General features: G+C 73.9%; 19 protein-coding genes. 9 read left to right on the top strand and 10 right to left on the bottom strand.

Annotation, left to right across the window (positions count from 1 at the left end):
* The 4 genes from BLR33_RS20535 to BLR33_RS20520 are packed head-to-tail and all read right to left on the bottom strand — an operon-like array spanning window position 1 to window position 2,955.
* Window positions 1-963, bottom strand: a complete 963-nt coding sequence (locus tag BLR33_RS20535; RefSeq protein WP_093786020.1) for a complex I subunit 1/NuoH family protein — start codon at window positions 961-963, stop codon at window positions 1-3.
* On the bottom strand, window positions 960-1,949 hold the full coding sequence (locus BLR33_RS20530; protein WP_093786019.1) for an NADH-quinone oxidoreductase subunit C: 990 nt from the start codon (window positions 1,947-1,949) through the stop codon (window positions 960-962). Before BLR33_RS20530 ends, BLR33_RS20535 begins: the two co-directional genes overlap by 4 nt.
* Window positions 1,946-2,575 (bottom strand): NADH-quinone oxidoreductase subunit B, encoded by a 630-nt coding sequence (locus BLR33_RS20525; RefSeq protein WP_093786018.1) that lies wholly within the window; start codon window positions 2,573-2,575, stop codon window positions 1,946-1,948. The genes BLR33_RS20530 and BLR33_RS20525 overlap by 4 nt, the downstream gene beginning before the upstream one ends.
* Complete coding sequence (locus BLR33_RS20520) at window positions 2,566-2,955, bottom strand: NADH-quinone oxidoreductase subunit A (protein WP_245771545.1); 390 nt, start codon at window positions 2,953-2,955, stop codon at window positions 2,566-2,568. The genes BLR33_RS20525 and BLR33_RS20520 overlap by 10 nt, the downstream gene beginning before the upstream one ends.
* Before the next feature lie 186 nt (window positions 2,956-3,141).
* Between BLR33_RS20520 and BLR33_RS20515 the strand changes: the two genes are divergently transcribed.
* From BLR33_RS20515 to BLR33_RS20505, 3 genes are all read left to right on the top strand, one after another.
* Window positions 3,142-4,356: a sensor histidine kinase gene (locus tag BLR33_RS20515; RefSeq protein ID WP_093786016.1), complete on the top strand. Its 1,215-nt coding sequence runs from the start codon at window positions 3,142-3,144 to the stop codon at window positions 4,354-4,356.
* Window positions 4,357-4,672: 316 nt separating this feature from the next.
* Entirely contained in the window at window positions 4,673-6,022 is a 1,350-nt protein-coding gene (locus tag BLR33_RS20510; protein WP_093786015.1) for a sensor histidine kinase, read from the top strand.
* Between the two features lie 302 nt (window positions 6,023-6,324).
* Window positions 6,325-6,894, top strand: coding sequence for a DUF4240 domain-containing protein (locus BLR33_RS20505; RefSeq protein WP_093786014.1), 570 nt, complete (start codon window positions 6,325-6,327; stop codon window positions 6,892-6,894).
* A 163-nt stretch (window positions 6,895-7,057) separates the two neighbouring features.
* Here the strand turns inward: BLR33_RS20505 and BLR33_RS20500 are convergent, their stop codons facing one another.
* Window positions 7,058-8,017: a quinone oxidoreductase family protein gene (locus tag BLR33_RS20500; RefSeq protein ID WP_093786013.1), complete on the bottom strand. Its 960-nt coding sequence runs from the start codon at window positions 8,015-8,017 to the stop codon at window positions 7,058-7,060.
* Between the two features lie 179 nt (window positions 8,018-8,196).
* Between BLR33_RS20500 and BLR33_RS20495 the strand changes: the two genes are divergently transcribed.
* The 3 genes from BLR33_RS20495 to BLR33_RS20485 all read left to right on the top strand — a co-directional run bounded on the left by BLR33_RS20495 (window position 8,197) and on the right by BLR33_RS20485 (window position 12,202).
* Window positions 8,197-8,856 carry a response regulator transcription factor gene (locus BLR33_RS20495; protein WP_322987178.1) on the top strand — a complete coding sequence of 220 codons (660 nt, stop codon included), beginning with the start codon at window positions 8,197-8,199 and terminating at the stop codon, window positions 8,854-8,856.
* Window positions 8,857-9,030: 174 nt separating this feature from the next.
* Window positions 9,031-11,079, top strand: coding sequence for a 2-oxoacid:acceptor oxidoreductase subunit alpha (locus BLR33_RS20490; RefSeq protein ID WP_093786011.1), 2,049 nt, complete (start codon window positions 9,031-9,033; stop codon window positions 11,077-11,079).
* Window positions 11,072-12,202, top strand: a complete 1,131-nt coding sequence (locus BLR33_RS20485) for a 2-oxoacid:ferredoxin oxidoreductase subunit beta (protein ID WP_176930355.1) — start codon at window positions 11,072-11,074, stop codon at window positions 12,200-12,202. Before BLR33_RS20490 ends, BLR33_RS20485 begins: the two co-directional genes overlap by 8 nt.
* Window positions 12,203-12,349: 147 nt before the next feature.
* Here the strand turns inward: BLR33_RS20485 and BLR33_RS20480 are convergent, their stop codons facing one another.
* Window positions 12,350-12,706 carry a winged helix-turn-helix transcriptional regulator gene (locus BLR33_RS20480; RefSeq protein ID WP_093786010.1) on the bottom strand — a complete coding sequence of 119 codons (357 nt, stop codon included), beginning with the start codon at window positions 12,704-12,706 and terminating at the stop codon, window positions 12,350-12,352.
* A gap of 108 nt (window positions 12,707-12,814) precedes the next feature.
* Between BLR33_RS20480 and BLR33_RS20475 the strand changes: the two genes are divergently transcribed.
* Window positions 12,815-13,684, top strand: a complete 870-nt coding sequence (locus BLR33_RS20475; protein WP_093786009.1) for an SDR family oxidoreductase — start codon at window positions 12,815-12,817, stop codon at window positions 13,682-13,684.
* Window positions 13,685-13,918: 234 nt separating this feature from the next.
* Window positions 13,919-14,878: an EamA family transporter RarD gene (gene rarD / locus BLR33_RS20470; RefSeq protein WP_093786008.1), complete on the top strand. Its 960-nt coding sequence runs from the start codon at window positions 13,919-13,921 to the stop codon at window positions 14,876-14,878.
* A 21-nt stretch (window positions 14,879-14,899) separates the two neighbouring features.
* Here the strand turns inward: rarD and BLR33_RS20465 are convergent, their stop codons facing one another.
* From BLR33_RS20465 to BLR33_RS20450, 4 genes are all read right to left on the bottom strand, one after another.
* Entirely contained in the window at window positions 14,900-15,766 is an 867-nt protein-coding gene (locus BLR33_RS20465) for an ABC transporter permease (RefSeq protein WP_322987175.1), read from the bottom strand.
* A gap of 217 nt (window positions 15,767-15,983) precedes the next feature.
* Window positions 15,984-17,045: an ABC transporter ATP-binding protein gene (locus BLR33_RS20460; RefSeq protein ID WP_093786006.1), complete on the bottom strand. Its 1,062-nt coding sequence runs from the start codon at window positions 17,043-17,045 to the stop codon at window positions 15,984-15,986.
* A gap of 33 nt (window positions 17,046-17,078) precedes the next feature.
* Window positions 17,079-18,347: a LolA family protein gene (locus BLR33_RS20455; RefSeq protein WP_107408902.1), complete on the bottom strand. Its 1,269-nt coding sequence runs from the start codon at window positions 18,345-18,347 to the stop codon at window positions 17,079-17,081.
* A gap of 205 nt (window positions 18,348-18,552) precedes the next feature.
* Window positions 18,553-19,572 (bottom strand): polyprenyl synthetase family protein, encoded by a 1,020-nt coding sequence (locus BLR33_RS20450; protein ID WP_093786005.1) that lies wholly within the window; start codon window positions 19,570-19,572, stop codon window positions 18,553-18,555.
* 466 nt (window positions 19,573-20,038) lie between these two features.
* Here BLR33_RS20450 and egtA point away from each other — a divergent pair, with 466 nt between their 5' ends.
* A complete protein-coding gene (egtA, locus tag BLR33_RS20445; protein WP_245771544.1) occupies window positions 20,039-21,334 on the top strand; it encodes an ergothioneine biosynthesis glutamate--cysteine ligase EgtA in 1,296 nt (431 codons plus the stop codon).
* Window positions 21,335-21,396: the final 62 nt, after the last annotated feature.

Below are 21,396 nucleotides of genomic sequence, written 5' to 3'. Positions count from 1 at the left end.
CTAGGAGGTCACCACCTTCACGACGCCGGTCAGGGCGATCTGGGCGAGGGAGACCGGGATCAGCACGGTCCAGGCGAACTTCATCAACTGGTCCTCGCGCAGCCGCGGGTAGCTCACCCGCAGCCAGATCACGACGAAGGCCAGTACGGCGGTCTTCAGCAGCGTCCACAGCCAGCCGACGCTGCCCGCCCACGGCCCGTGCCAGCCGCCGAGGAAGAGCACGGTGGTCAGGCCGCACAGCACGACGATCCCGGCGTACTCCGAGAGCAGGAACAGCGCGAACCGCATGCCGGTGTACTCGGTGTAGGCGCCGAAGATGATCTCGGAGTCGGCGACCGGCATGTCGAAGGGCGGGCGCTGGAGTTCGGCGAGCCCGGCGGTGAAGAACACCAGGCCGCCCATCAGCTGCCACAGCGTCCACCACCAGTGGTACTGGCCGACGATGCCGGGCAGCGACAAGGTGCCGGCGGCCATCGCCACCGAGGCCGCGGCCAGCAGCATCGGCAGCTCGTAGGCCATCAGCTGGGCGGCCGAGCGCAGGGCGCCCAGCAGCGAGAACTTGTTCGCCGACGCCCAGCCGGCCATGAGCGAGCCGAGGACGCCCACACCCATGACGGCGAGGACGAAGAACAGCCCGGCGTCCACGGCCTCGCCGACGAAGCCGTGCGGCCCGACGGGGATGGCTATCAGGACGACCAGGTACGGCAGCAGGGCGACGGCGGGGGCGAGCTGGAAGACGCGGCGGTCGGCGTCGGCCGGGACCACGTCCTCCTTCTGCGCGAACTTCACGCCGTCGGCGACGAGTTGGGCCCAGCCGTGGAAGCCGCCGGCGTACATCGGGCCGAGCCGGCCCTGCATGTGCGCCATCACCTTGTGCTCGGTCTGGCCGACGAGCAGCGGGAGGACGAGGAAGACGACGAGGACGGCGACCAGGCGCAGCAGGGCGTCGAGCGTGTCGTTCACGTCGCCCCTCCGGCCGGTGGTTCGTCGCCGCTGTCGCTGCGGTCGGTGCTGTCGGTGCTGTCGGTGTCACTGCCGCCGTCGCCGCTCGTGCCGGGCGCCGGCTCCTTGTTTTCGGCGGGGGGTTCGCTTTCCCGCGATCCGCCCTGCCCGGGCTGCGGCTCGGCCTGTGCGGCTTCCTGCTGCGGCTCCCCCGCCGCCTCCTCGCGCGGCTGCTCCCAGGGCGCGTCCGGCGTCCGTTTGCGCGGCGAGCGGGCGGGCCGCTCGGCCGGGGTGCCCTCGGGTGCGGGCGCCCCGGGAGCCGCGGCGGCCTGGCTCGCCGAGCCGCCCGCCGCCGTACGGTTGCGGCGCGGCGGCCGCTCGCCGCCGGCCGCCCGGGGTCCCGCGGCCCGCGGTGTGCGGGCCGGGGCCGGCGGCACCTGGCCCTTGAGCGGGCCCCACTCGTTGGGGTCCGGCACGCCCGGCGGCAGCATCTGCCGCCGCTTGGGCCCGCCGTCGTGCGGCTCGCCCGGCTCCTTCGCGCCCGGCCACGCCTTGGCCACGCGGGCGGCCAGCACGAAGTCCTTGCGCAGCGGGTGCCCCTCGAACTCCTCGGGCAGCAGCAGCGGGTCGAGCCCGGGGTGGTCGGTGAAGCCGATGCCGAACATCTCGTGGGTCTCGCGCTCGTGCCAGGCGGCGCCCGCGAACACCGCCGTGGCGGTGGGCAGTTCGGCGGCGTCGTGCGGGATGGTGGTGCGCACCAGCAGCCGGCGCACCCCGCCTTCGAGCGCGACCAGGTGCGCGCACACGCGAAAGCCGGTGCCGGGCTCGTCCACGGCGCTCAGCCAGTCGAAGTAGGTGCAGCCGAGCGTGTCCCGGGCGGTGGTGAGCGCGCTCAGCCAGGCGCCGGCGGGGACATCGACGGTCAGTAGCCCGTACGCTTCCTCGGCGCTCGCGCCCTCGCCGAAGAGTTCCGCGGCGGCCCCGGGCAGCGTGTCGAAGCCGGTCACCGCTCCTCCCCGGTGCCCGGCGGCGGGGGCGGCGCGACCAGGCCGCTGCTCAGCACGGCCGGCGACGGGCGCGGGCCGCCTTCGCCGTACCGCTCGCCGAGCGACTCGCGGGCGATCTTCTCCTGGAGCTTGAGGATGCCCTGCAGCAGTGCCTCGGGCCGCGGCGGGCAGCCGGGCACGTAGACGTCCACGGGGATGATCTGGTCGACGCCCTTGGTGACGGAGTAGGAGTCCCAGTAGGGCCCGCCGCAGTTGGAGCAGGCGCCGAAGGAGATGACGTACTTCGGCTCGGGCATCTGCTCGTACAGCCGCTTGACGGCGGGCGCCATCTTGTCGGTGACCGTGCCGGAGACGACCATCAGGTCGGCCTGTCGGGGGCCGGGAGCGAAGGGGATCACGCCGAGCCGGATGAAGTCGTGCCGGGCCATGGACGCGGCGATGAACTCGATGGCGCAGCAGGCCAGCCCGAAGTTGAACACCCACAGGCTGTAGCGGCGGCCCCAGTTGAGCACCACCTTCATCGGCTCGGGGGCGAGCCGGGCCAGCGGGCCGAGCCGGCGCGGCTCGGGCAGCACCTCGGGCCCGCCGCCGGCCGCGGCGGCCCCGGTGCCCTCGGTCACGTCCATTGCAGCACGTCCTTCTTCCACGCGTAGAGCAGGCCGACCGCGAGGAAGCCGAGGAAGACGAACATCTCGGCGAGCGTGGTGCCGCCGAAGCCCGCGGCGGCGAACACCGTCGCCCACGGGAAGAGGAAGACCGCGTCGACCGCGAAGATCACATAGAGGTAGGAGTAGACGTAGTAGCGGATCTGGGTCTGCGCCCAGCCCTCGCCCACCGGGTCCACGCCGCACTCGTAGGTGAGCATCTTCTCCTGCGTCGGCACCACCGGCCGCAGCAGCCGGCCGCCGGCCAGGGCGGCGGCCACGAAGAGCACCCCGACGACCGCGACCAGCCCGACGACCGAGTAGCCGTGGAAGTAGTCCACGTCCCTCCGCCCCTCGCTCACTCGTTGACCTGCGGTGTCCAGTGATCCGGGTGGATCTTTGGACAGTTGTTTACGCAGGGAGTCTAGGGCCTGTCCGGAATCCGCCCCCAGCCGCATCCGCCGCCGTCCGGGACGGGGGATAACCCCACCCCGGGCGGAGCGCGGTCCCCATGGCGCCGGTCCCCCGGCGGCAGGCAGGCTGGGGCCATGGACACCTCGCCCACGCTCCGCAGTTCCGCCTCGGCCCCGAGGCACACGCGGCAGCCGCTGCCCCCGCCGCGCCCGGCCCTGGCCGCCGTGACGTGGAAGGAGGTCGCCTACCTCCTGCTCAACCTGTTCACCTCCCTCGTGGGCTTCGTGTACGTGGTGGTGACGCTGACCCTGGGCATCGGGCTGTCGTTCACCGTGATCGGCCTGCCGCTGCTGGCCCTCGGGCTCATGGGCTGCCGGCTGCTCGGCCGGGCGGAGCGCGGGCTCGCGCGGGCGCTGCTGGACGTGGACGTGGAGGAGCCGCGGCCGCTGCGCCCCTCGACGCTGGGCGGCTTCATGCCCTGGCTGTGGACGGCGCTGAAGGACCCGGTGGCCTGGCGGCACGCGCTGTACCTGGCGATCCGGCTGCCGTGGGGCATCCTCACCTTCACGGTGACGCTGGTCTCGCTCTTCGTGCTGTGGCCGCTGCTGCCGTACCTGGCCCGCGCGATGGCGTGGGTGGACCGGGGGCTGGTGCGCGGGCTGCTGCAGCCCGACGACGAGCTGGAGCGGCGGATCGCCGAGTTGGAGTCCGATCGCGGGGTGGTCTTCGACACCGCGGCGGCGGACCTGCGCCGGATCGAGCGCGACCTGCACGACGGCGCCCAGGCCCGGCTGGTCGCCCTGGCGATGGGCCTCGGTCTCGCCAAGGAGAAGCTGCTGGAGGACCCCGAGGCGGCGGCGAAGATGGTGGGCGAGGCGCACGGCGAGGTGAAGATCGCCCTGCAGGAGCTGCGCGACCTCGCCCGCGGCATCCACCCCGCGATCCTCACCGACCGCGGGCTCGGCCCGGCACTGTCCTCGGTGGCCACCCGCTGCACCGTGCCGGTCACGGTCACCGTGGACCTGCCGGCCCGCCCCGCCGAGGCGATCGAGGGCATCGCCTACTTCACTGTCTCCGAGCTGCTGCAGAACGTCAGCAAGCACAGCCGGGCGCGCAGCGCCTCGGTGGACGTCTGGCGCAGCGCGGACCGGCTGATGCTCCAGGTGCGCGACGACGGCCGCGGCGGCGCGGACCTCTCGGGCGGCTCCGGCCTGGCCGGCCTCGCCGAACGGCTGGGCTCGGTGGACGGCCTCTTCGTGGTCGCCTCCCCGGAGGGCGGTCCGACGACGGTGACGGCGGAGCTGCCGTGGCGGGACCGCGACCCGCGGACACAACCCGCCGCACGCTGAGTCGGCGGCCACTGCGGGACGCCGGGGCGGCGGGCTGGCGGCAGGCGGCAGGCGGCAGGCGGCAGGCGGCAGGCGGCAGGCGGCAGGCGGCGGCAGAGGATGGCAGGCGGCGGCAGGTCCACCTGACGGCCGGGGCCGGATGACAGGGACGTACGGGGCACCGGACCGGCCAGAGGCGCCGCATCCGGCCGTACCCGCGGCACCCCCACACCCATGGTGACCCGCCGCGCCTGGCCCCAGGGGTAGGGAAATCCCCACCTCGAAGAGGCCGATCCGCACCATGGGTGGCGGCGGGCGCCGGCGGCAGGCTTGCGGTATGAGCGGTGGCAGGGAAGGGACGGTCGCGGGCATGGCGTACGGCATCCAGGCACAGGGGGACGGGCGGCACCGGTGGCCGGTGGCGCTGCGCGCGCCCGTGGAGGCACGCACGTGGCGGGAGCTGGTGTACGCCCTGCTCAACCTGCCGATGGGGGTGGCCGGCTTCGCGTGGACGGTGACGTCGCTGGCGCTGGGCGCCGGGCTGCTGGTCACCTTCGTGGGGCTGCCCGTGCTGGTGATGGCGCTCGGCGGCTGCCGGGCGATCGGGTACGCCGAGCGGCGCCGGGCCCGGGCGCTGCTGTGGCTGGACGTCGAGGAGCCCGGCCCGGTGCCCAGGCGGCGACGCGGCGGGCTGTCCTGGCTCGGCGCCCAGCTGGGCAACGGCGTCAACTGGCGGCACGCGCTGTACTGCCTGGTGCACTTTCCCTGGGGCCTGTTCACCTCGGTCGTGTCGGTGAGCCTGTTCACCTACAGCTGGGGGCTGCTGACCTACCCGCTGTGGCGCTGGGTCTTCCCCGTCTACTTCGGCCAGGACGGCCTGCAGGTCTACGACAACGGCAAGGGCCACGGCTGGCGGCTGCACACCCCGGCGGACATGGTGCTGTCCGTGGTGGTCGGGGGCGGCCTGGTGCTGCTGCTGCCGTGGGTGGTGCGCGGGATGGCGCACGTGGACCGGATGCTGGTGAGCGGGCTGCTCGGGCCGTCGCGGCTGGCCACCCGCGTCACGGAGCTGGAATCGGACCGCGGGGTGGTGGTGGACACCGCGGCGGCCGACCTGCGGCGCATCGAGCGCGACCTGCACGACGGCGCCCAGGCCCGGCTGGTGGCGCTCGCCATGGACCTCGGCCTCGCCAAGGAGAAGCTGCTGGAGGACCCGAAGGTGGGCGCGAAGATGGTCGAGGAGGCGCACGGCGAGGTGAAGATCGCCCTGCAGGAGCTGCGCGACCTCGCCCGCGGCATCCACCCGGCGATCCTCACCGACCGCGGGCTCGGCCCGGCGCTGTCGGCGGTCGCGGCGCGCTGCACCGTGCCGGTCACGGTCACCGTGGACCTGCCGGCCCGGCCGGTGCCGGCGATCGAGGGCATCGCCTACTTCACTGTCTCCGAGCTGCTGCAGAACGTCAGCAAGCACAGCGGGGCCGGGCGGGCGAGCGTGGACGTCTGGCAGATCGAGGACCGGCTGATGCTGCAGGTGGCCGACAACGGGCGCGGCGGCGCGGACCTCTCGGCCGGCTCGGGCCTGGCCGGCCTCGCCGAACGGCTGGACTCGGTGGACGGGGTGCTGGTGGTCGACTCGCCCCCCGGCGGCCCGACCCGCGTCACGGCCGAGCTGCCGTGGCGGGTGTGAGCGGCGTCCCGGCGATTCGGGCAGGAGCGCGGCGAGGGCACCCCGGCGGACCCGTCACACGATCGTCGCGAGACGTCGGAAGGACATCGCGTGCCCCTTCGGACCGTCGTTCGTGACCCGGTCGCGTGACCGCCGTCGGACGGGCGTCAGGGCCGGTCGCATGACCACCGGGGTTGTCGCTGGGGGCCCGGTCGCATGACCATCGCGGGCTCGTCGTCGGGCTGCCCAGGGCCGCCGTCGGCACCCTTCACGCGCCCGCCGCAGGCGGGAAGTGTCGGACCCTCCCCCCACACTGCCGTGGCATGGATGACGACGAGTTCTGGGGCCTCATCGACAAGGCCCGGGCCCAGGCGGACGGCGCGGACAGCGCGGACCCGGCCGAGGGCTTCGCGCCCGTGCTCGTGGAACTGCTGACCGGGCGGTCCGCGGAAGAGATCCTCGACTACCAGGAGCGGTTCGCCGCTGCCCACCGCGCGGTCCACCGCGAGGACGTGTGGGCGGCGGCCCACCTGATCGGCGGCGGCTGCTCCGACGACGCCTTCATCGACTTCCGGGCCGGCCTGATCGCGCTCGGCCGCGACTGGTACGAGCGGGTGGCCGCCTGTCCGGACGAGCTTGCCGAGCACCCGCTGGTGCGGGCCGCGGCCGCCACCGGGGACGACTACGCGGTCTTCAGCGCGGAGGCCGGCTACTGCGCCGCGGCGGCGTACCTGCTCTCGCACGGCGACACCGCCGCCTTCCACGCCGCCTGGGACCGCCGGCATCCGGAGCCGCAGCGCCCGGGCCCGCCCGCGGGCGAGCGCTTCGACGTCGACGACCCGGCCGAGATGGCCCGCCGCCTGCCGCGCCTGTCGGCACTGTTCGCGTTATGAGCCGCACAAGCCGTCATGAACCGCCACGAGCGGTACCGGCCGTACGGGGCCGCCGGGTGCTTGCGCACCCAGCCCACCGGCTCGACCCGCCGGCCCGGCCCACCGACCGGTGCTCACCCCGAGCCCCCAGCCCCCCAGTCCCCAGCCGCCGCGCCCGGCCCGCTCACTCCGCCACCCGCAGCAAGATCTTGCCCCGGCCCCGCCCCGCCGCCATCGTCTCGTGGGCCTCGCGGGCCCCGGACAGCGGCAGTTCGGCGGTGACGTCCACCCGGATCGCGCCCGAGGCCAGCAGGGACAGCGCCGACAGGGCGTGCGAGCGCAGCACGGCGGGGGCGCGCCGGACGAGATCGAGCGCGTTGTACCCGGTCACCGAGCGGTTGTGCAGCCACAGCTCCCGCACGGGCAGCTCCGGGTCGGCCTCGCGCGCGGTCTCGCCGTACACCGCGAGGCGGCCGAAGGGGGCGAGCACGCCGAGCGAGGAGCTGCGGGTGGCGCCGCCCACCGAGTCCAGGACGACGTCGACCTCGGGCGCCTGCTCGGCGAAGCCGTCGCGCAGGAAGACACCGTCGTAGCCGAAACGTTTCGCGTACTCGGCCTTCTCCGGCGTGCCCACCGTGCCGTACACCGCGGCCGCGCCCAGCGCCCGGGCGATCTGCGCGGCGGCCGAGCCGACACCGCCGGCCCCGGCGTGGATGAGCACCGTGTCTCCCGCGGCGAGCCGGGCCGCGCCCGCCAGCACGCCGTACGCGGTGGGCAGCGCCAGGGCCGCACCGCCGCCGTCGCGCAGCGAGATGCCGTCCAGCGGGAAGGCGAACTCCGCGGCGGCGAGCGCGTACTCGGCGTATCCGCCGCCGTCCGGCAGGAAGGCCGCGACCGGCTCGCCGACCGCGAGCCCGGTGACGCCCGGGCCGAGCCCCGCCACCTCGCCGGACGCCTCCATGCCCGGCACCTCGATGCCCGCCGGCGCCCCGAAGTCGCCGAGCCGGTGCTGCGCCTCGCCGTAGCCGACGCCCGCGTACGCGACCCGGATCAGCACCTGGCCGGGGCCGGGTACCGGCACCGGGAGCTCCACGGGCCGCAGCACCTCGGGACCGCCGATGACGTCGAAACCGACCGCGCGCACACGTTCTCCTCTCCTGGGCGCCGCCCGGCGGCGGCCGCCGATCTGTCTCGGGCGCAACCTTGCCCATCGCAAACCGTATTCCTCCGGGGGCGCCCGATGCTGGGATGCTGGGGGAGTCGGGTGCCCGGCGGGGGGATCCGGAAGACCGTGCTGGACCGTGCGAGACCGTGGAGGACAGGGTGCGGGTCGTCATCGCCGAGGATTCGGTACTGCTGCGCGAGGGGCTGACGCGGCTGCTCACCGACCGGGGCCACGACGTGGTGGGAGGCGTCGGTGACGCCGAGGGGCTGATCAAGGCGGTGCGCGAGCTCGCAGCCGAGGGCGCGCCGCCGGATGTGGTGGTAGCGGATGTGCGGATGCCGCCGACGCACACCGACGAGGGGGTGCGGGCCGCGGTGCAGCTGCGCCGGGAGCACCCGGGCGTGGGCGTGCTGGTGCTCTCGCAGTACGTGGAGGAGCAGTACGCCACCGAGCTGCTGGCTGGCAGCAGCCGCGGGGTGGGATATCTGCTGAAGGACCGGGTGGCCGAGGTCCGCGAGTTCGTGGACGCGGTGGTGCGGGTGGCCGAGGGCGGCACCGCGCTCGACCCGGAGGTGGTCGCCCAGCTGCTCGGCCGCAGCCGCAAGCAGGACGTGCTGGCCGGGCTCACCCCGCGCGAGCGGGAGGTGCTGGGCCTGATGGCCGAGGGCCGCACGAACTCGGCGGTCGCCAAGCAGCTGGTGGTGAGCGACGGCGCGGTGGAGAAGCACGTCAGCAACATCTTCCTCAAGCTGGGCCTGGCGCCGAGTGAGGGGGATCACCGTCGGGTGCTCGCGGTGCTCACCTACCTCAACTCCTGACGAACTTCCCAGGCGGCGCGGCCGGTTCGGGCCCGGGGCGGGGCTCTTCGCCCGGTGCGGCGGCTGGTCCGCCGGGCGCCCGGCCGCCCTCTTTACCGGACCTCCCGGGAAGGGGACCCTTACCGACGTACGATGACCGGTGAGCCGCGCTGCTTCAAGAGGAGGTCCGATTCAGTGACCAGCCAGGTCAGCAGCCCCATCGACGAGGAGCACGACCCCGCCGTCGCGGGCACCCGGGAGGTGCCGGGGACAGCGGGGGGACAACGCGCACCGGGCAAGGAGACGCGCCGCCTGGAGCGGGTGATCATCCGGTTCGCCGGCGACTCGGGTGACGGGATGCAGCTCACGGGCGACCGCTTCACCTCGGAGACGGCGTCGTTCGGCAACGACCTGTCCACGCTGCCGAACTTCCCGGCCGAGATCCGGGCGCCCGCGGGCACCCTGCCGGGCGTCTCCTCCTTCCAGCTGCACTTCGCCGACCACGACATCCTCACCCCCGGCGACGCGCCGGACGTCCTGGTGGCGATGAACCCGGCGGCCCTGAAGGCGAACATCGCCGACCTGCCGCGCGGCGCCGAGGTGATCGTCAACACCGACGAGTTCACCAAGCGGGCCCTGCAGAAGGTCGGCTACCCGGCGAGCCCCCTGGAGGACGGCTCGCTGGACGGCTACTCGGTGCACCAGGTGCCGCTGACGACGCTGACCCTGGAGGCGCTCAAGGGCAGCGGGCTGGCCCGCCGGGACGCCGAGCGGGCGAAGAACATGTTCGCGCTCGGCCTGCTGTCGTGGATGTACCACCGGCCCACCGAGAGCACCGAGGCGTTCCTGCGGACGAAGTTCGCCCGCAAGCCGGAGATCGCCGAGGCGAACATCACCGCCTACCGGGCGGGCTGGAACTTCGGCGAGACCACCGAGGACTTCGCGGTCTCCTACGAGGTCGCGCCCGCGGCCGCCGCCTTCCCGCCGGGCACCTACCGCAACATCTCCGGCAACCTGGCGCTGGCCTACGGGCTGGTGTCGGCCTCGGTCCGCAGCGGCCTGCCGCTGTTCCTGGGCTCCTACCCGATCACGCCCGCCTCCGACATCCTGCACGAGCTGTCGCGGCACAAGCGGTTCGGGGTGCGTACCTTCCAGGCCGAGGACGAGATCGCGGCGATCGGCGCGGCGCTGGGCGCGGCCTTCGGCGGGTCGCTCGCGGTGACCACGACGTCGGGACCGGGTGTGGCGCTGAAGTCCGAGACGATCGGGCTCGCGGTCTCCCTCGAGCTGCCGCTGCTGGTGGTGGACATCCAGCGCGGCGGCCCGTCCACGGGCCTGCCCACCAAGACCGAGCAGGCCGACCTGCTGCAGGCGATGCACGGGCGCAACGGCGAGGCGCCGGTGCCGGTGGTGGCGCCCGCCACCCCGGCCGACTGCTTCGACGCGGCCCTGGAGGCCGCGCGGATCGCCACCGTGTACCGCACGCCGGTGATCCTGCTCTCCGACGGCTACCTGGCCAACGGCTCGGAGCCCTGGCGCATCCCGGAGGTGTCCGAACTGCCGGACCTGCGGGTGCGGTTCGCCTCCGGGCCCAACCACACGAAGGCCGACGGCACGCAGGAGTTCTGGCCCTACCTGCGCGACCCGGAGACGCTGGCCCGCCCCTGGGCGGTGCCGGGCACGCCGGGCCTGGAGCACCGCATCGGCGGCATCGAGAAGCAGGACGGCACCGGCAACATCTCCTACGACCCGGCCAACCACGACCTGATGGTCCGCACCCGGCAGGCGAAGGTCGACGGGATCGCGGTGCCGGACGTGGTGGTCGACGACCCCGACGGACCGGACGGCCCGGACGGCACGCGGACGCTGGTGCTCGGCTGGGGCTCGACGTACGGGCCGATCACGGCCGCGGTACGGCGGCTGCGGCGGGCCGGCGGCAAGGTGGCGCAGGCGCACCTGCGGCACCTGAACCCCTTCCCGGCCAACCTCGGCCGGGTTCTTTCCGGCTACGAGCGGGTCGTGGTGCCGGAGATGAACCTCGGGCAGCTCGCGCAGATGCTGCGGGCGAAGTACCTGGTGGACGTCGTCTCCTACAACCAGGTCACCGGGCTGCCGTTCAAGGCCGAGCAGCTGGCCCGGGCCATCGCGGAGCTGGGCGGCGTGAGCGACCTCGACGCGGCCGGCGAACTCGACGCCCTGGGCGAACAGGGCCGGTCCAAGGGGCAGGAGCGCACCGATGTCTGAGACCACCACCAACGGAACCGGGCCCGCCGCGGGCGGCCTGGGCGTCATGCCGCTGTCGTCGGCGCGGTCGCTGGAGCTGGTGCCCAAGGCGGACGGGCCGCAGAGCGCCAAGGACTTCAAGTCCGACCAGGAAGTGCGCTGGTGCCCCGGCTGCGGGGACTACGCGATCCTGGCCGCGGTGCAGTCCTTCATGCCGGAGCTGGGCCTGGCCCGCGAGAACGTCGTCTTCGTCTCCGGCATCGGCTGCTCCTCGCGCTTCCCGTACTACATGAACACCTACGGGATGCACTCCATCCACGGCCGCGCCCCGGCGATCGCCACGGGGCTGGCCGCCTCGCGGCGGGATCTGAGCGTGTGGGTGGTGACCGGTGACGGCGACGCGCTGTCGATCGGCGGCAACCACCTGATCCACGCCCTGCGGCGGAACGTCAATCTGAAGATCCTGCTGTTCAACAACCGGATCTACGGCCTGACCAAGGGCCAGTACAGCCCCACCAGCGAGATCGGCAAGATCACCAAGTCCACGCCGATGGGCTCGCTGGACGCCCCCTTCAACCCGCTGTCGCTCGCGCTGGGCGCCGAGGCGTCCTTCGTGGCCCGCACCATCGACTCCGACCGCAAGCACCTGCAGAGCGTGCTGCGGGCGGCCGCCGAGCACGAGGGCACCGCGCTGGTGGAGATCTACCAGAACTGCAACATCTTCAACGACGGCGCCTTCGACACCCTCAAGGACAAGGTGTCCGCGCAGGAGGCGGTGATCCGGCTCGAGCACGGCGCCCCGATCCGGTTCGGCGCCCCGGCCGAGGACGGGCTCGGCGCCAAGGGCGTGGTGCGCGACCGGGCCACCGGCGACCTGCGCGTCATCGACGTCACGGTGGAGGGCACCGACGAGGTGCTGGTGCACGACGCCCGCGCGGCCTCGCCCACCACGGCCTTCGCGCTGACCCGGCTCGCCGACGCCGACACCCTGCACCACACGCCGATCGGCGTGCTGCGGGACGTCAGCCGGCCCGTCTACGACACGCAGATGGCCGACCAGCTCGACCAGGCCGTCCAGCAGCAGGGCGCCGGGGACCTCGGCGCGCTGCTGGCCGGGAACGACACGTGGACGGTGGCGGGCTGACCGCCTGACCACCACGTCACGGGAACGCACGCCCACGCCCCGGGTGCACCGCTTGCGAGCGGCCGCACCCGGGGCGTTCGGCTTCCTGCGGCCCGAGCGGCCCGGCGCCGGCGGTCTGCGCGGGCTCGGCAGCCGGTCGGGACCGGCTCAGCTCGCCTCGTCGTACGCCCGCTGGGCCGCGGTCACCTCCACGACGTGCTCCGCCGTCCAGTCGGACAGGGCCCGCACGCGAGCGGCGGCCTCGGTGCCGAGTGCGGTGAGCGCGTAGTCGACACGCGGGGGGATCACCGGGTACGCCTCGCGGCGCACGAAGCCGTCGCGCTCCAGGACCCGCAGCGTCTGGGTGAGCATCTTCTCGCTGACGCCGTCTATGGCCCGCCGCAGCTCGCTGAACCGCCGGGTGCCGCAGGCGAGTTCGCCGAGCACCAGCACGCCCCAGGTGCTCGTCAGGTGCTCCAGCACGGCCCGCTCGGGGCAGCCCTTGACCGTTGCACTTACCTTCATGTACGTACCCTACGCCAAGGTGGGTACTTTCTCCGAGAAAGTGCCCGCGTTACGGTGAGGACAGCAGGGCGCACCACGCGCACCACGACCATCGAGCGGGAGCACACCATGGGCATCGTCGTCACCGGAGCCACCGGACACCTGGGCGGGCTCGTCATCGACGACCTGCTGGCGCGGGGGGTCGCACCGGACACGATCGCCGCCGTCGTACGGAGCGAGGAGAAGGCGGCGCACCTGGCCGCCAAGGGCGTACACCTGCGGATCGCCGACTACGCCCGGCCCGAGACACTCGCGGGCGCCTTCACCGAGGGCGACCGGGTGCTGTTCGTCTCCGGCAGCGAGGTCGGGCAGCGCGTCGCGCAGCACGCGGCGGTGGTCGAGGCCGCCACGAAGGCCGGGGTCGGCCTGCTCGCCTACACCGGCATCCTGGGCGGCCCGGACGCCGACCTCCGGCTCGCGGACGAGCACAAGGCCACCGAGGAGCTGATCCTCGCCTCGAAGCTGCCCTACACCTTCCTGCGCAACGGCTGGTACACCGAGGTCTACACCGCGAACCTGCCCACCGTGCTGGAGCACGGCGCCGTGGTGGCCGCCGCGGGCGAGGGCCGGGTGGCCTCCGCGGCCCGCGCGGACTACGCGGCCGCGGCCGCGGCCGTGCTCACCGGCGAGGGCCACGAGAACCGGGCGTACGAGCTGAGCGGCGACACCGCGTGGAGCTTCGCCGAGTACGCGGCGGCGGTCGCCGAGGCGACCGGGCGGGAGATCGCCTACACCAGCGTCAGCCCCGAGCAGTACCTGGGCATCCTCAAGGGCGCGGGGCTCCCCGACGCCTTCGCCGAGATCCTGGTCGACGTCGACGCCGCCATCTCCCGCGGCCTGCTCGCCAAGACCCCCGGCGACCTGGCCCGCCTCCTGGGCCGCCCGACGACCCCGATGCCGGAGACGGTCAAGGCAGCCGTGAAGGCGCTCCAGGGCTGACCCGCCTCCGGACCCCGGGACCCTCTGGATTCTCCTGTCCCTGCCGCTCCCGCCGCCCCTTCCACCCCCGGGCACCTGCCGCCCCCACCGGGGGACGGCCCGCTCACCCACCTGCGCCCCCCTCGGGGCCGGTCAGGAGCGTCCGCCGAAACACCCATGACAGGGCGGCCGCCGGGCCGCTAGCGTGCGCTGTGGCGGGGCGGTACGGGCGCGGGTCGGGGAAGGGCGGAGCGGATGGGCGAGCGGCGGGCGGGACTGGGGTACGGGTTCGTCGCCTACGGGCTGTGGGGGCTCTTCCCGCTGTACTGGCCGCTGCTGGAGCCCGCCGGGGCGATGGAGATCCTGGCGCACCGGATGGTGTGGTCCCTCGGGGTGGCCCTGGTGGCGCTCCTGACGGTACGGCGCTGGGCCAGGCTCGCCGAACTCGTCCGGCAGCCCCGGCGGATGGTACTGGTGGCCGGCGCCGCCACCGCGGTCACCGTCAACTGGGGCGTCTACATCTGGGCGGTCAACTCCGGCCATGTCGTGGAGTCCGCGCTCGGCTACTTCGTCAACCCGCTGGTCACCATCGCACTCGGCGTCCTGGTGCTGCACGAGCGGCTGCGGCCGGTGCAGTGGGCCGCGGTCGGCATCGGCTGCCTGTCGGTGCTGGTGCTCACCCTCGGCTACGGGCGGCTGCCATGGATCGCCCTCACCCTCGCCTTCTCCTTCGGCGGCTACGGGCTGATCAAGAAGAAGGTCGGGCTCGGCGGCCTGGAGGCGCTGGGCGCCGAGGCGTCCGTGCAGTTCCTGCCCGCGCTGGTCTTCCTGGTGGTGATCGGCGCCCGCGGCAAGGAGACCTTCACCCACCACGGCCCCGGCCACGCGGCCCTGCTGGCCGCGTGCGGCCTGGTGACGGCGGTGCCGCTGATCTTCTTCGGCATGGCCGCCAACCGCCTGCCGCTCTCCACAATCGGCCTCATGCAGTACCTCACCCCCGTCTCCCAATTCCTCATCGGGGTGCTGCACTTCCACGAGAGCATGCCCGCCGACCGCTGGGCGGGCTTCTTCCTGGTGTGGGCCGCGCTGGCCGTGCTCACCTGGGACGCGCTGCGCACCGCCCGCAAGGGCCGCGCCGCCCTGGCCGCGGCCGCCGCCCGCGCCCGCGGGTCCGCCGCCGGCTGCCCGGACGGCGCCCCCTCCCAGGCGGGTTGAGCCCGCCTACCGCACCTGCGGCTAGGCGGTGACGTCCCGGGTGGTGAAGCGGGCCCAGGCGGCGGAGCCGAACACGGCCGCGTACAGCGCCTGCAGGCCGAGGTTCTTGGCGATGCCGGTCCACTGGACGGGGTCGCGCAGGATGTCGGCGAAGCTCAGCCAGTAGTGCGGGAAGAGGTACGGCTGCACCACGTGCAGCTGCGGGATGGTGTCCACGATCTGCACCGTGATCAGCAGCCCCACCGTCGTCGCCATGGCGGCGATCCCGCTGTCCGTCACGGTGGAGACGAACAGCCCCAGGGCCGCGATGCCCACCAGCGAGCCGGCCACCAGCAGCGCGATCAGCAACGCCCGCAGCATCCCCGCGGAGAGCGGGATGGTGGTGCCCGACAGTGTCGTCACCTCGCCGACCGGGAAGAGCGCGAACCCGACGATCAGCCCGGAGAGCGCCACCACGAGGGTGGCGACCACGCAGAAGGCCAGCACCGAGGCGTACTTGACCACGAGCAGCCGGGTGCGGCCGGCCGGGGCCACCAGCAGGTACCGCAGGGTGCCGCCGCCCGCCTCGCCGGCCACCGAGTCCCCGGCCACCACCCCGATCGCCATCGGCAGGAAGAACGGCAGGGTGGCCGCGAGCGAGGCGAAGGTCAGGAACAGGCCGTTGTTGCTCACCTGCTCCAGGAACGCCGGGCCGTTGTCCCCGCGCGGGCCGCCGCCGACCGTGCCGCCGTTCCGCGTCTCGATCCGCACCGCGATCCCGACCAGCAGCGGCACCCCGGCCAGCACCCCGAACAGCGCGAGGGTGCGCCACCGCCGGAAGACGGTGACCAGCTCCGAGCGCAGCAGCCCCAACGACCACCACACCCGCACCCGCCGCCCCTCCCCCACGGCACCGGCGGCAGGGACAGGGGCGGGGGCAGCGTGCGCCCCGGAGGCCGCGGCCGCCGAAGGATGAGCAGAACCCGAAGGGGCAACTGCGGCAGACTCCCCCGCAGCCGCAGCCGATTCCCCAGCCTGCCCGGTCGCCACCCCCTGAGCCGCCTCCTCGCCCTGCCCGGCAGCCGACGACGACGCCGGCATCTCAGCCGACGCCTCCGCCGGCGTCTCAGCCCGCGACATCGAAACCCTCCCCGGTCAGGGCGACGAACGTGTCCTCCAGCGAGGTGCGTTCCAGTCCGAAGCCGCGCACCCGGACGCCCGCGCCCACGAGTTCGGCGTTGAGCTCGGCCAGGTCCGGCGGCTCCGCGGGGAGTTCACCGATGACCTTCTGCTCCTCGGTGACCAGCCCGGTGAGTCCCCGCGCGGCCAGCAGCCGGGCGGCCTCGGCGACATCGGGTGTGGTGACCCCGAGCCGGCCCCTGCTGCCCGCCGACAGCTCGGCGACCGTGCCCTGGGCGATGAGCCGGCCGCGGGCCATCACGGCGGCGTGCGTGCACACCTGCTCGATCTCGTCCAGCAGATGCGAGGACAGGAACACCGTCGTGCCGTCCGCGGCCAACTCCCGTACCAGCGCGCGAATCTCGCGCATGCCCTGCGGGTCGAGGCCGTTCGTCGGCTCGTCCAGCACCAGCAGCTCGCGCGGCTGGAGCAGCGCGGCGGCCAGGCCGAGCCGCTGCTTCATGCCGAGCGAGTACGCCCGGGCCTTCTTGTCGGCCGCCGCCGCAAGGCCCACCCGCTCCAGCGCGGCGCCCACCCGGGCCTTGCGGGTCCGCGGGTCGGCGGTGGGGTCGGCCGCGTCGAACCGCAGGAGGTTGTGCCGGCCGGACAGGAAGCCGTACAGCGCGGGGCCCTCGATCAGGGCGCCGACCCGCGGCAGCACGCTACGGGCCGCGTTGGGCATGGGCCGGCCGAGCACCCGGGCGCTGCCCGAGGTCGGCTGGATCAGGCCCATCAGCATCCGGATGGTGGTGGTCTTCCCCGAGCCGTTGGGCCCGAGGAAGCCGAAGACGCTGCCGCGCGGCACCCGCAGGTCCAGCCCGTCCACGGCGAGGGTGCCGCGGTACTGCTTGGCGAGCCGGCGGGTCTCGATGACCACGTCCCCGGTGTCCCCGGCGACCCCGCCCTGTTCGGCGGCCTCGGTCACCGCCGCGCGTGCTTCCGCCGCCGTCCTGGGTGCTCCCACCGTGGTCGCCGACTCGCCCGGCGCCGCGGCCTGCGGCTGTGCCATCGCTGCTGTGCTCCTGCCCTCTCCCCTGCTCGGCTACTTCGCCGCGTCGGCCGCCTGGACCAGCGCGGACTGGGTGACCGCGCCGACGTACAAGGTGCCCTTGTCCGTGAGCAGCGCGTTGACCAGGCGGGTGTGGACGGCCGTGCCGGTGCCGAAGGAGCCGCTGACCTTGCTGCCGAACCCGTTGAGCAGCGCGGACACGTCACCGGAGCCGGAGTCGCCCGAGCCCCGGGCGGGCTTGTCCTTGCCCTGGGCGCCGAATCCCGCGAAGCCGCCGTCCGCACCCTTGCCCGCGCCCTTGTTCAGCGCGCTGGTGTCGATCACCGCGATGGTGTCCCAGCCCTTGCCGAGCACGGTGGGCGCGGCACCCTGCGGCGCGGGCGACGCGGCACGGGAAGGAGTGGAACCCTCGGTGACCTTCACGCCCTTGGGCGGGGTGAAGGTGAAGGTGCCCGCGGCCGGCGTGCCGAAGTCGACCCGGGTGAAGCCGATGTCGAAGACCGCCTTGCCGCCGCCCTTCGGGGTGAGCGTGAACTTCAGCGGCACACCCGTCGCGGAGTCCACCGCTATCCGGATGGCGCCGACCGTCGTGTCGGTGGCGTGCTCGGGGGTGACCACCAGCTCGTAGGCGCTGCGGCCGGCCACCCGGGCGGTGCCGTCCACGGTGATCCGCGAGGTGCCGTCGGCGGCCTTGAGGACCTGCTCGGCGGCGGCCTGCGGAGTGGTCGGCACCCCGTCCGCCGCCCCGCCGAGTCCCTCGTGCTGCTGGGACGGCGCCGGGAGCGTCGCGTGGTACGCCTGGTCGGAGCCGCTGTCGTACGCCCACAGCTGCGTGCCGTTGCGGATCAGGCTGTACTCGGCGGCGGGCTCGATGATCGAGATCTTCTGGCGGTCGGGGCCGTCGGCCGCCACATGGAGCTGGTGGCTGCCGGTGAGCAACTGGGTGAGCTGGCTCTGCGGGGCCGCCGGCGAGTCGCCGGAGCCGCCGGAACCCGGGGTGCCCAGTCCGCCGAGCAGGGCACTGCCGCCCGACAGGTCGGGCAGGCCGAGGTCGGTGGTGACCTTCACCGTGCCGTCGACCGTGCGGGTCTGCGAGGCGGCGATCTTGGTGAGCAGCTGCTCGGCGGTGACCGAGGGCAGCGAGGGGTCGCCCGCGTCGGCCAGGGCCGGCACGAGGCCGATGGTCGCGGCGGCCACCCCCGCCACCGCGACGGGCACGCCGTAGCGGGCCAGCTTGCGGCCGCGGCCGCCCGGCTCGTCCGGCTGCTCCGGCTCCGGCCGGGCCGGTTGGATCAGTGCCATTGCGTCTGTACCTCCGTCGTCAGCGGCGGTTGAACTCGCACTCGCCCACTCCCCGGGCCATTGTCGCCCAGTCCGCCGTGAAAGTGGCTCTACCCATGGCACCAAACCGGACGGCCCCGCACATCAGCCGCCGGTCTGGAACCGCCGTACGACCCGGGTATGACATGCCGCCTCCGTGCACGCCCCCCGTCGTACGGGACGCCCCTCAGCCGGCCCGGTGCACCACGGAGTCGCACATCGCGGCCAGCGCCGCCTTCGCCGGGATGTCGGGCAGCGGCGCCAGCGCGGCGCGGGCCTCGTCGGCGTAGCGGATGGTGTCGCGGCGGGCCTGCTCCAGCGCCGGGTGGCCGCGCAGCAGCTTCAGTGCCTCGGCGTGCAGGTCGTCGTCGGTGAGGTCGCCGTCGAGCAGCTGGTTGAGCCGCTCGTCCTCGGCCGAGACGTTGCCGCGGGCCTGGGCGTACCGGCGTCTGACGTGCAGCACCGGCAGCGTGGGGATGCCCTCGCGCAGGTCGGTGCCGGGGGTCTTGCCGGACTCGTGGCTGTCGCTGGCGATGTCGAGCACGTCGTCGGCGAGCTGGAAGGCCGCGCCGATCCGCTCGCCGTACTGGGCGAGGACGTGCACGGCCGCCTCGCCGGCGCCCGACATCATCGCGCCGAACCGGCTGGAGACGGCCATCAGCGAGCTGGTCTTGCCCGCGATGACCTCCAGGTAGTGGTCGAGCGGGTCGCGGCCCTCGCGCGGGCCGACGGTCTCCAGGATCTGGCCGGTGACCAGGCGTTCGAACGCCTCGGCCTGCACCCGGACCGCCTCGGGGCCGAGGTCCGCGAGGATGTGCGAGGCGCGGGAGAAGAGGAAGTCGCCGGTGAGGACGGCCAGCGAGTTGCCCCAGCGGGAGTTGGCGCTGGGCACCCCGCGGCGGACGTCGGCCTCGTCCATCACGTCGTCGTGGTACAAGGTGGCCAGGTGGGTGAGTTCGACGACGACGGCGGCGGGCACCACGCCCGGGGCGTGGGGGTCGCCGAACTGCGCGCCGAGCAGCACCAGCAGCGGCCGGAACCGCTTGCCGCCGGCCTGCAGCAGATGTCTCGCGGTGTCCGTGATGAAGGGGACGTCGCTCTTGGTCGCCGCCAGCAGGCCCTCCTCCACCGCCTGGAGACCGGCCTTGACGTCGGCCTCGAGGGCCTCGTCCCACACGCTCAGCCCGAAGGGCCCGACGACTGTCACGAGGGGTACTCCTGTCGCTGATCCTGGCATCTGGCGGGTCCGAGCTTCGGCGGGCAAGGAGCCGGACCCCGGACCTTCTGCGGCCCTCGCGCGGACCGGACCTGGGAACTGCCCCTACCGGCAGGGTAGCCGGTCAGCTGTTGATCACCGCCGGGGCATGGCCCTGCGCGGGGCCATGAGCGGTCACCTCGCGTGTCCGGCCGGACACCCGTCCACCCGCATGCCGCATCACTCGAAGGAGTGAAAGCGGCCGGGCGGGGAAGAAGGGGCGGAGGTTCGGACCGTTACCGGCGGGCGACCGCCCGGTGTCGGCGCGATGTCACCCGGCCGTGCGAACAGCTGTTCCCCATCGTTCCCTGTTACGTAAGAACATCCCGCATCGCACCGAACTACACTCTCGACAGCACCATGTGACATGTCCTCCCTTCGAGGTGACCACCGACAGAAGAGACGAGGAGGTGGACCAGTGGCAACCCGCATAGCGGCCGGCCGGCACGGACTCGATGACGATCTCACCGAGGACGACGCCGAGGCCCACGTGCACGGCGTGTGCTTCAAGACGGGTCCTCCCGTGCGGACGGGTGTCGAACTGGAGTGGCTCGTCCACGACCGCTCCGACCCGCGCGCACTGATACCAGCCGACCGGCTCGACGCGGCACTCGCGCCGGTCTCCGGCCCGGGGGCCTTTCCCTCGGGCAGCCGCCTCACCCGGGAACCGGGCGGCCAGGTGGAGCTGAGCTCCCCGCCCGCGCCGACCCTGGCCGCGTGCGTGGCGGCCATGGCCGCCGACCTCGCCGTCCTGCGGACGGCCGCCGACCGGGCGGGCCTCGCCCTCGTCGGCAGCGGGCTCGACTCCTTCCGCGACCCGCCCCGCGTCCTGGACCATCCGCGCTACCGCGCGATGGAGCTCTACTTCGACCGCGAGGGCCCCTGGGGCCGCACCATGATGCGGCGCACCGCCTCCCTTCAGGTCAACCTGGACGGCGGCGAGGACTCCGCGGCGGTCTCCGGCTACCGGGCCCGCTGGGCGCTGGCCCACCGGATCGGCCCCGTGATCGTCGCCTCCTTCGCCAACTCGCCCCTCAAGGACGGAAAGCCCACCGGCTGGCTGTCCACCCGCCAGGCGACCTGGTCCCTGATGGACGCGGGCCGCACCGCCCACCCGCCGTACGCCCCCGACCCCCGCGACGCCTGGGCCCGCTACGCCCTGGACGCCCGGGTGCTGTGCGTCCGCGACACCGCCGCCGAGCGCGACGGTGCCCCGGGCGACTGGACGGCGCCGCCCGGCCTCACCTTCCGGCAGTGGATACGGGGCGCGCCGGGGCTGCGCCGGCCGACCGCCGCCGACCTCGACTACCACCTGAGCACGCTGTTCCCGCCGGTCCGCCCGCGCGGCTGGCTGGAGCTGCGGATGACCGACGCGCAGGACGGCGACGACTGGATCGCCGCCACCGTGCTGGCGGCGACCCTGCTGGACGACCCGGTCGCCGCCGACGCCGCCTTCGCCGCCACCGAGCCGCTCGTCGCGGACGGCGAGCCGCTGCCGTCGGCCGCCGTGTGGCGAAGAGCCGCCCGGGTCGGCCTCGCCGACCCGGACCTCGCCAAGGCGGCCCGTGCCTGCTTCGCCGCCGCCGAGAGCGCCCTGGCCCGCGCCGGGGCCGACCCGCGGCTGCGGCGCGCCCTCGGCGACTTCACCGAGCGCTATCCGGAACGCGGCCGATGTCCGGCCAACGACCAGTTGGACGCGCTCAGCCGCGCCTGACCCAGCGGAAGGCTTCTCGTGACCGATCCACGCACCACTCCCGGCACTGCCGAAAACCCGAC

The sequence above is a fragment of the Actinacidiphila guanduensis genome (genome assembly GCF_900103985.1).
Classification (GTDB): domain Bacteria; phylum Actinomycetota; class Actinomycetes; order Streptomycetales; family Streptomycetaceae; genus Actinacidiphila; species Actinacidiphila guanduensis.
The sequence above is the reverse complement of the archived record's forward strand: the minus strand, read 5'-3'. Positions and strand labels throughout refer to the sequence as shown.

What these genes read in the sequence shown, in the direction of transcription:
- BLR33_RS20525 (WP_093786018.1), bottom strand. Translation starts at nt 2,575, where the DNA reads ATGGACGTGACCGAGGGCACCGGGGCCGCCGCGGCCGGCGGCGGGCCC.
- BLR33_RS20515 (WP_093786016.1), top strand. Translation starts at nt 3,142, where the DNA reads ATGGACACCTCGCCCACGCTCCGCAGTTCCGCCTCGGCCCCGAGGCAC.
- BLR33_RS20510 (WP_093786015.1), top strand. Translation starts at nt 4,673, where the DNA reads ATGAGCGGTGGCAGGGAAGGGACGGTCGCGGGCATGGCGTACGGCATC.
- BLR33_RS20505 (WP_093786014.1), top strand. Translation starts at nt 6,325, where the DNA reads ATGGATGACGACGAGTTCTGGGGCCTCATCGACAAGGCCCGGGCCCAG.
- BLR33_RS20485 (WP_176930355.1), top strand. Translation starts at nt 11,072, where the DNA reads ATGTCTGAGACCACCACCAACGGAACCGGGCCCGCCGCGGGCGGCCTG.
- BLR33_RS20480 (WP_093786010.1), bottom strand. Translation starts at nt 12,706, where the DNA reads ATGAAGGTAAGTGCAACGGTCAAGGGCTGCCCCGAGCGGGCCGTGCTG.
- BLR33_RS20475 (WP_093786009.1), top strand. Translation starts at nt 12,815, where the DNA reads ATGGGCATCGTCGTCACCGGAGCCACCGGACACCTGGGCGGGCTCGTC.
- rarD (WP_093786008.1), top strand. Translation starts at nt 13,919, where the DNA reads ATGGGCGAGCGGCGGGCGGGACTGGGGTACGGGTTCGTCGCCTACGGG.
- BLR33_RS20460 (WP_093786006.1), bottom strand. Translation starts at nt 17,045, where the DNA reads ATGGCACAGCCGCAGGCCGCGGCGCCGGGCGAGTCGGCGACCACGGTG.
- BLR33_RS20455 (WP_107408902.1), bottom strand. Translation starts at nt 18,347, where the DNA reads ATGGCACTGATCCAACCGGCCCGGCCGGAGCCGGAGCAGCCGGACGAG.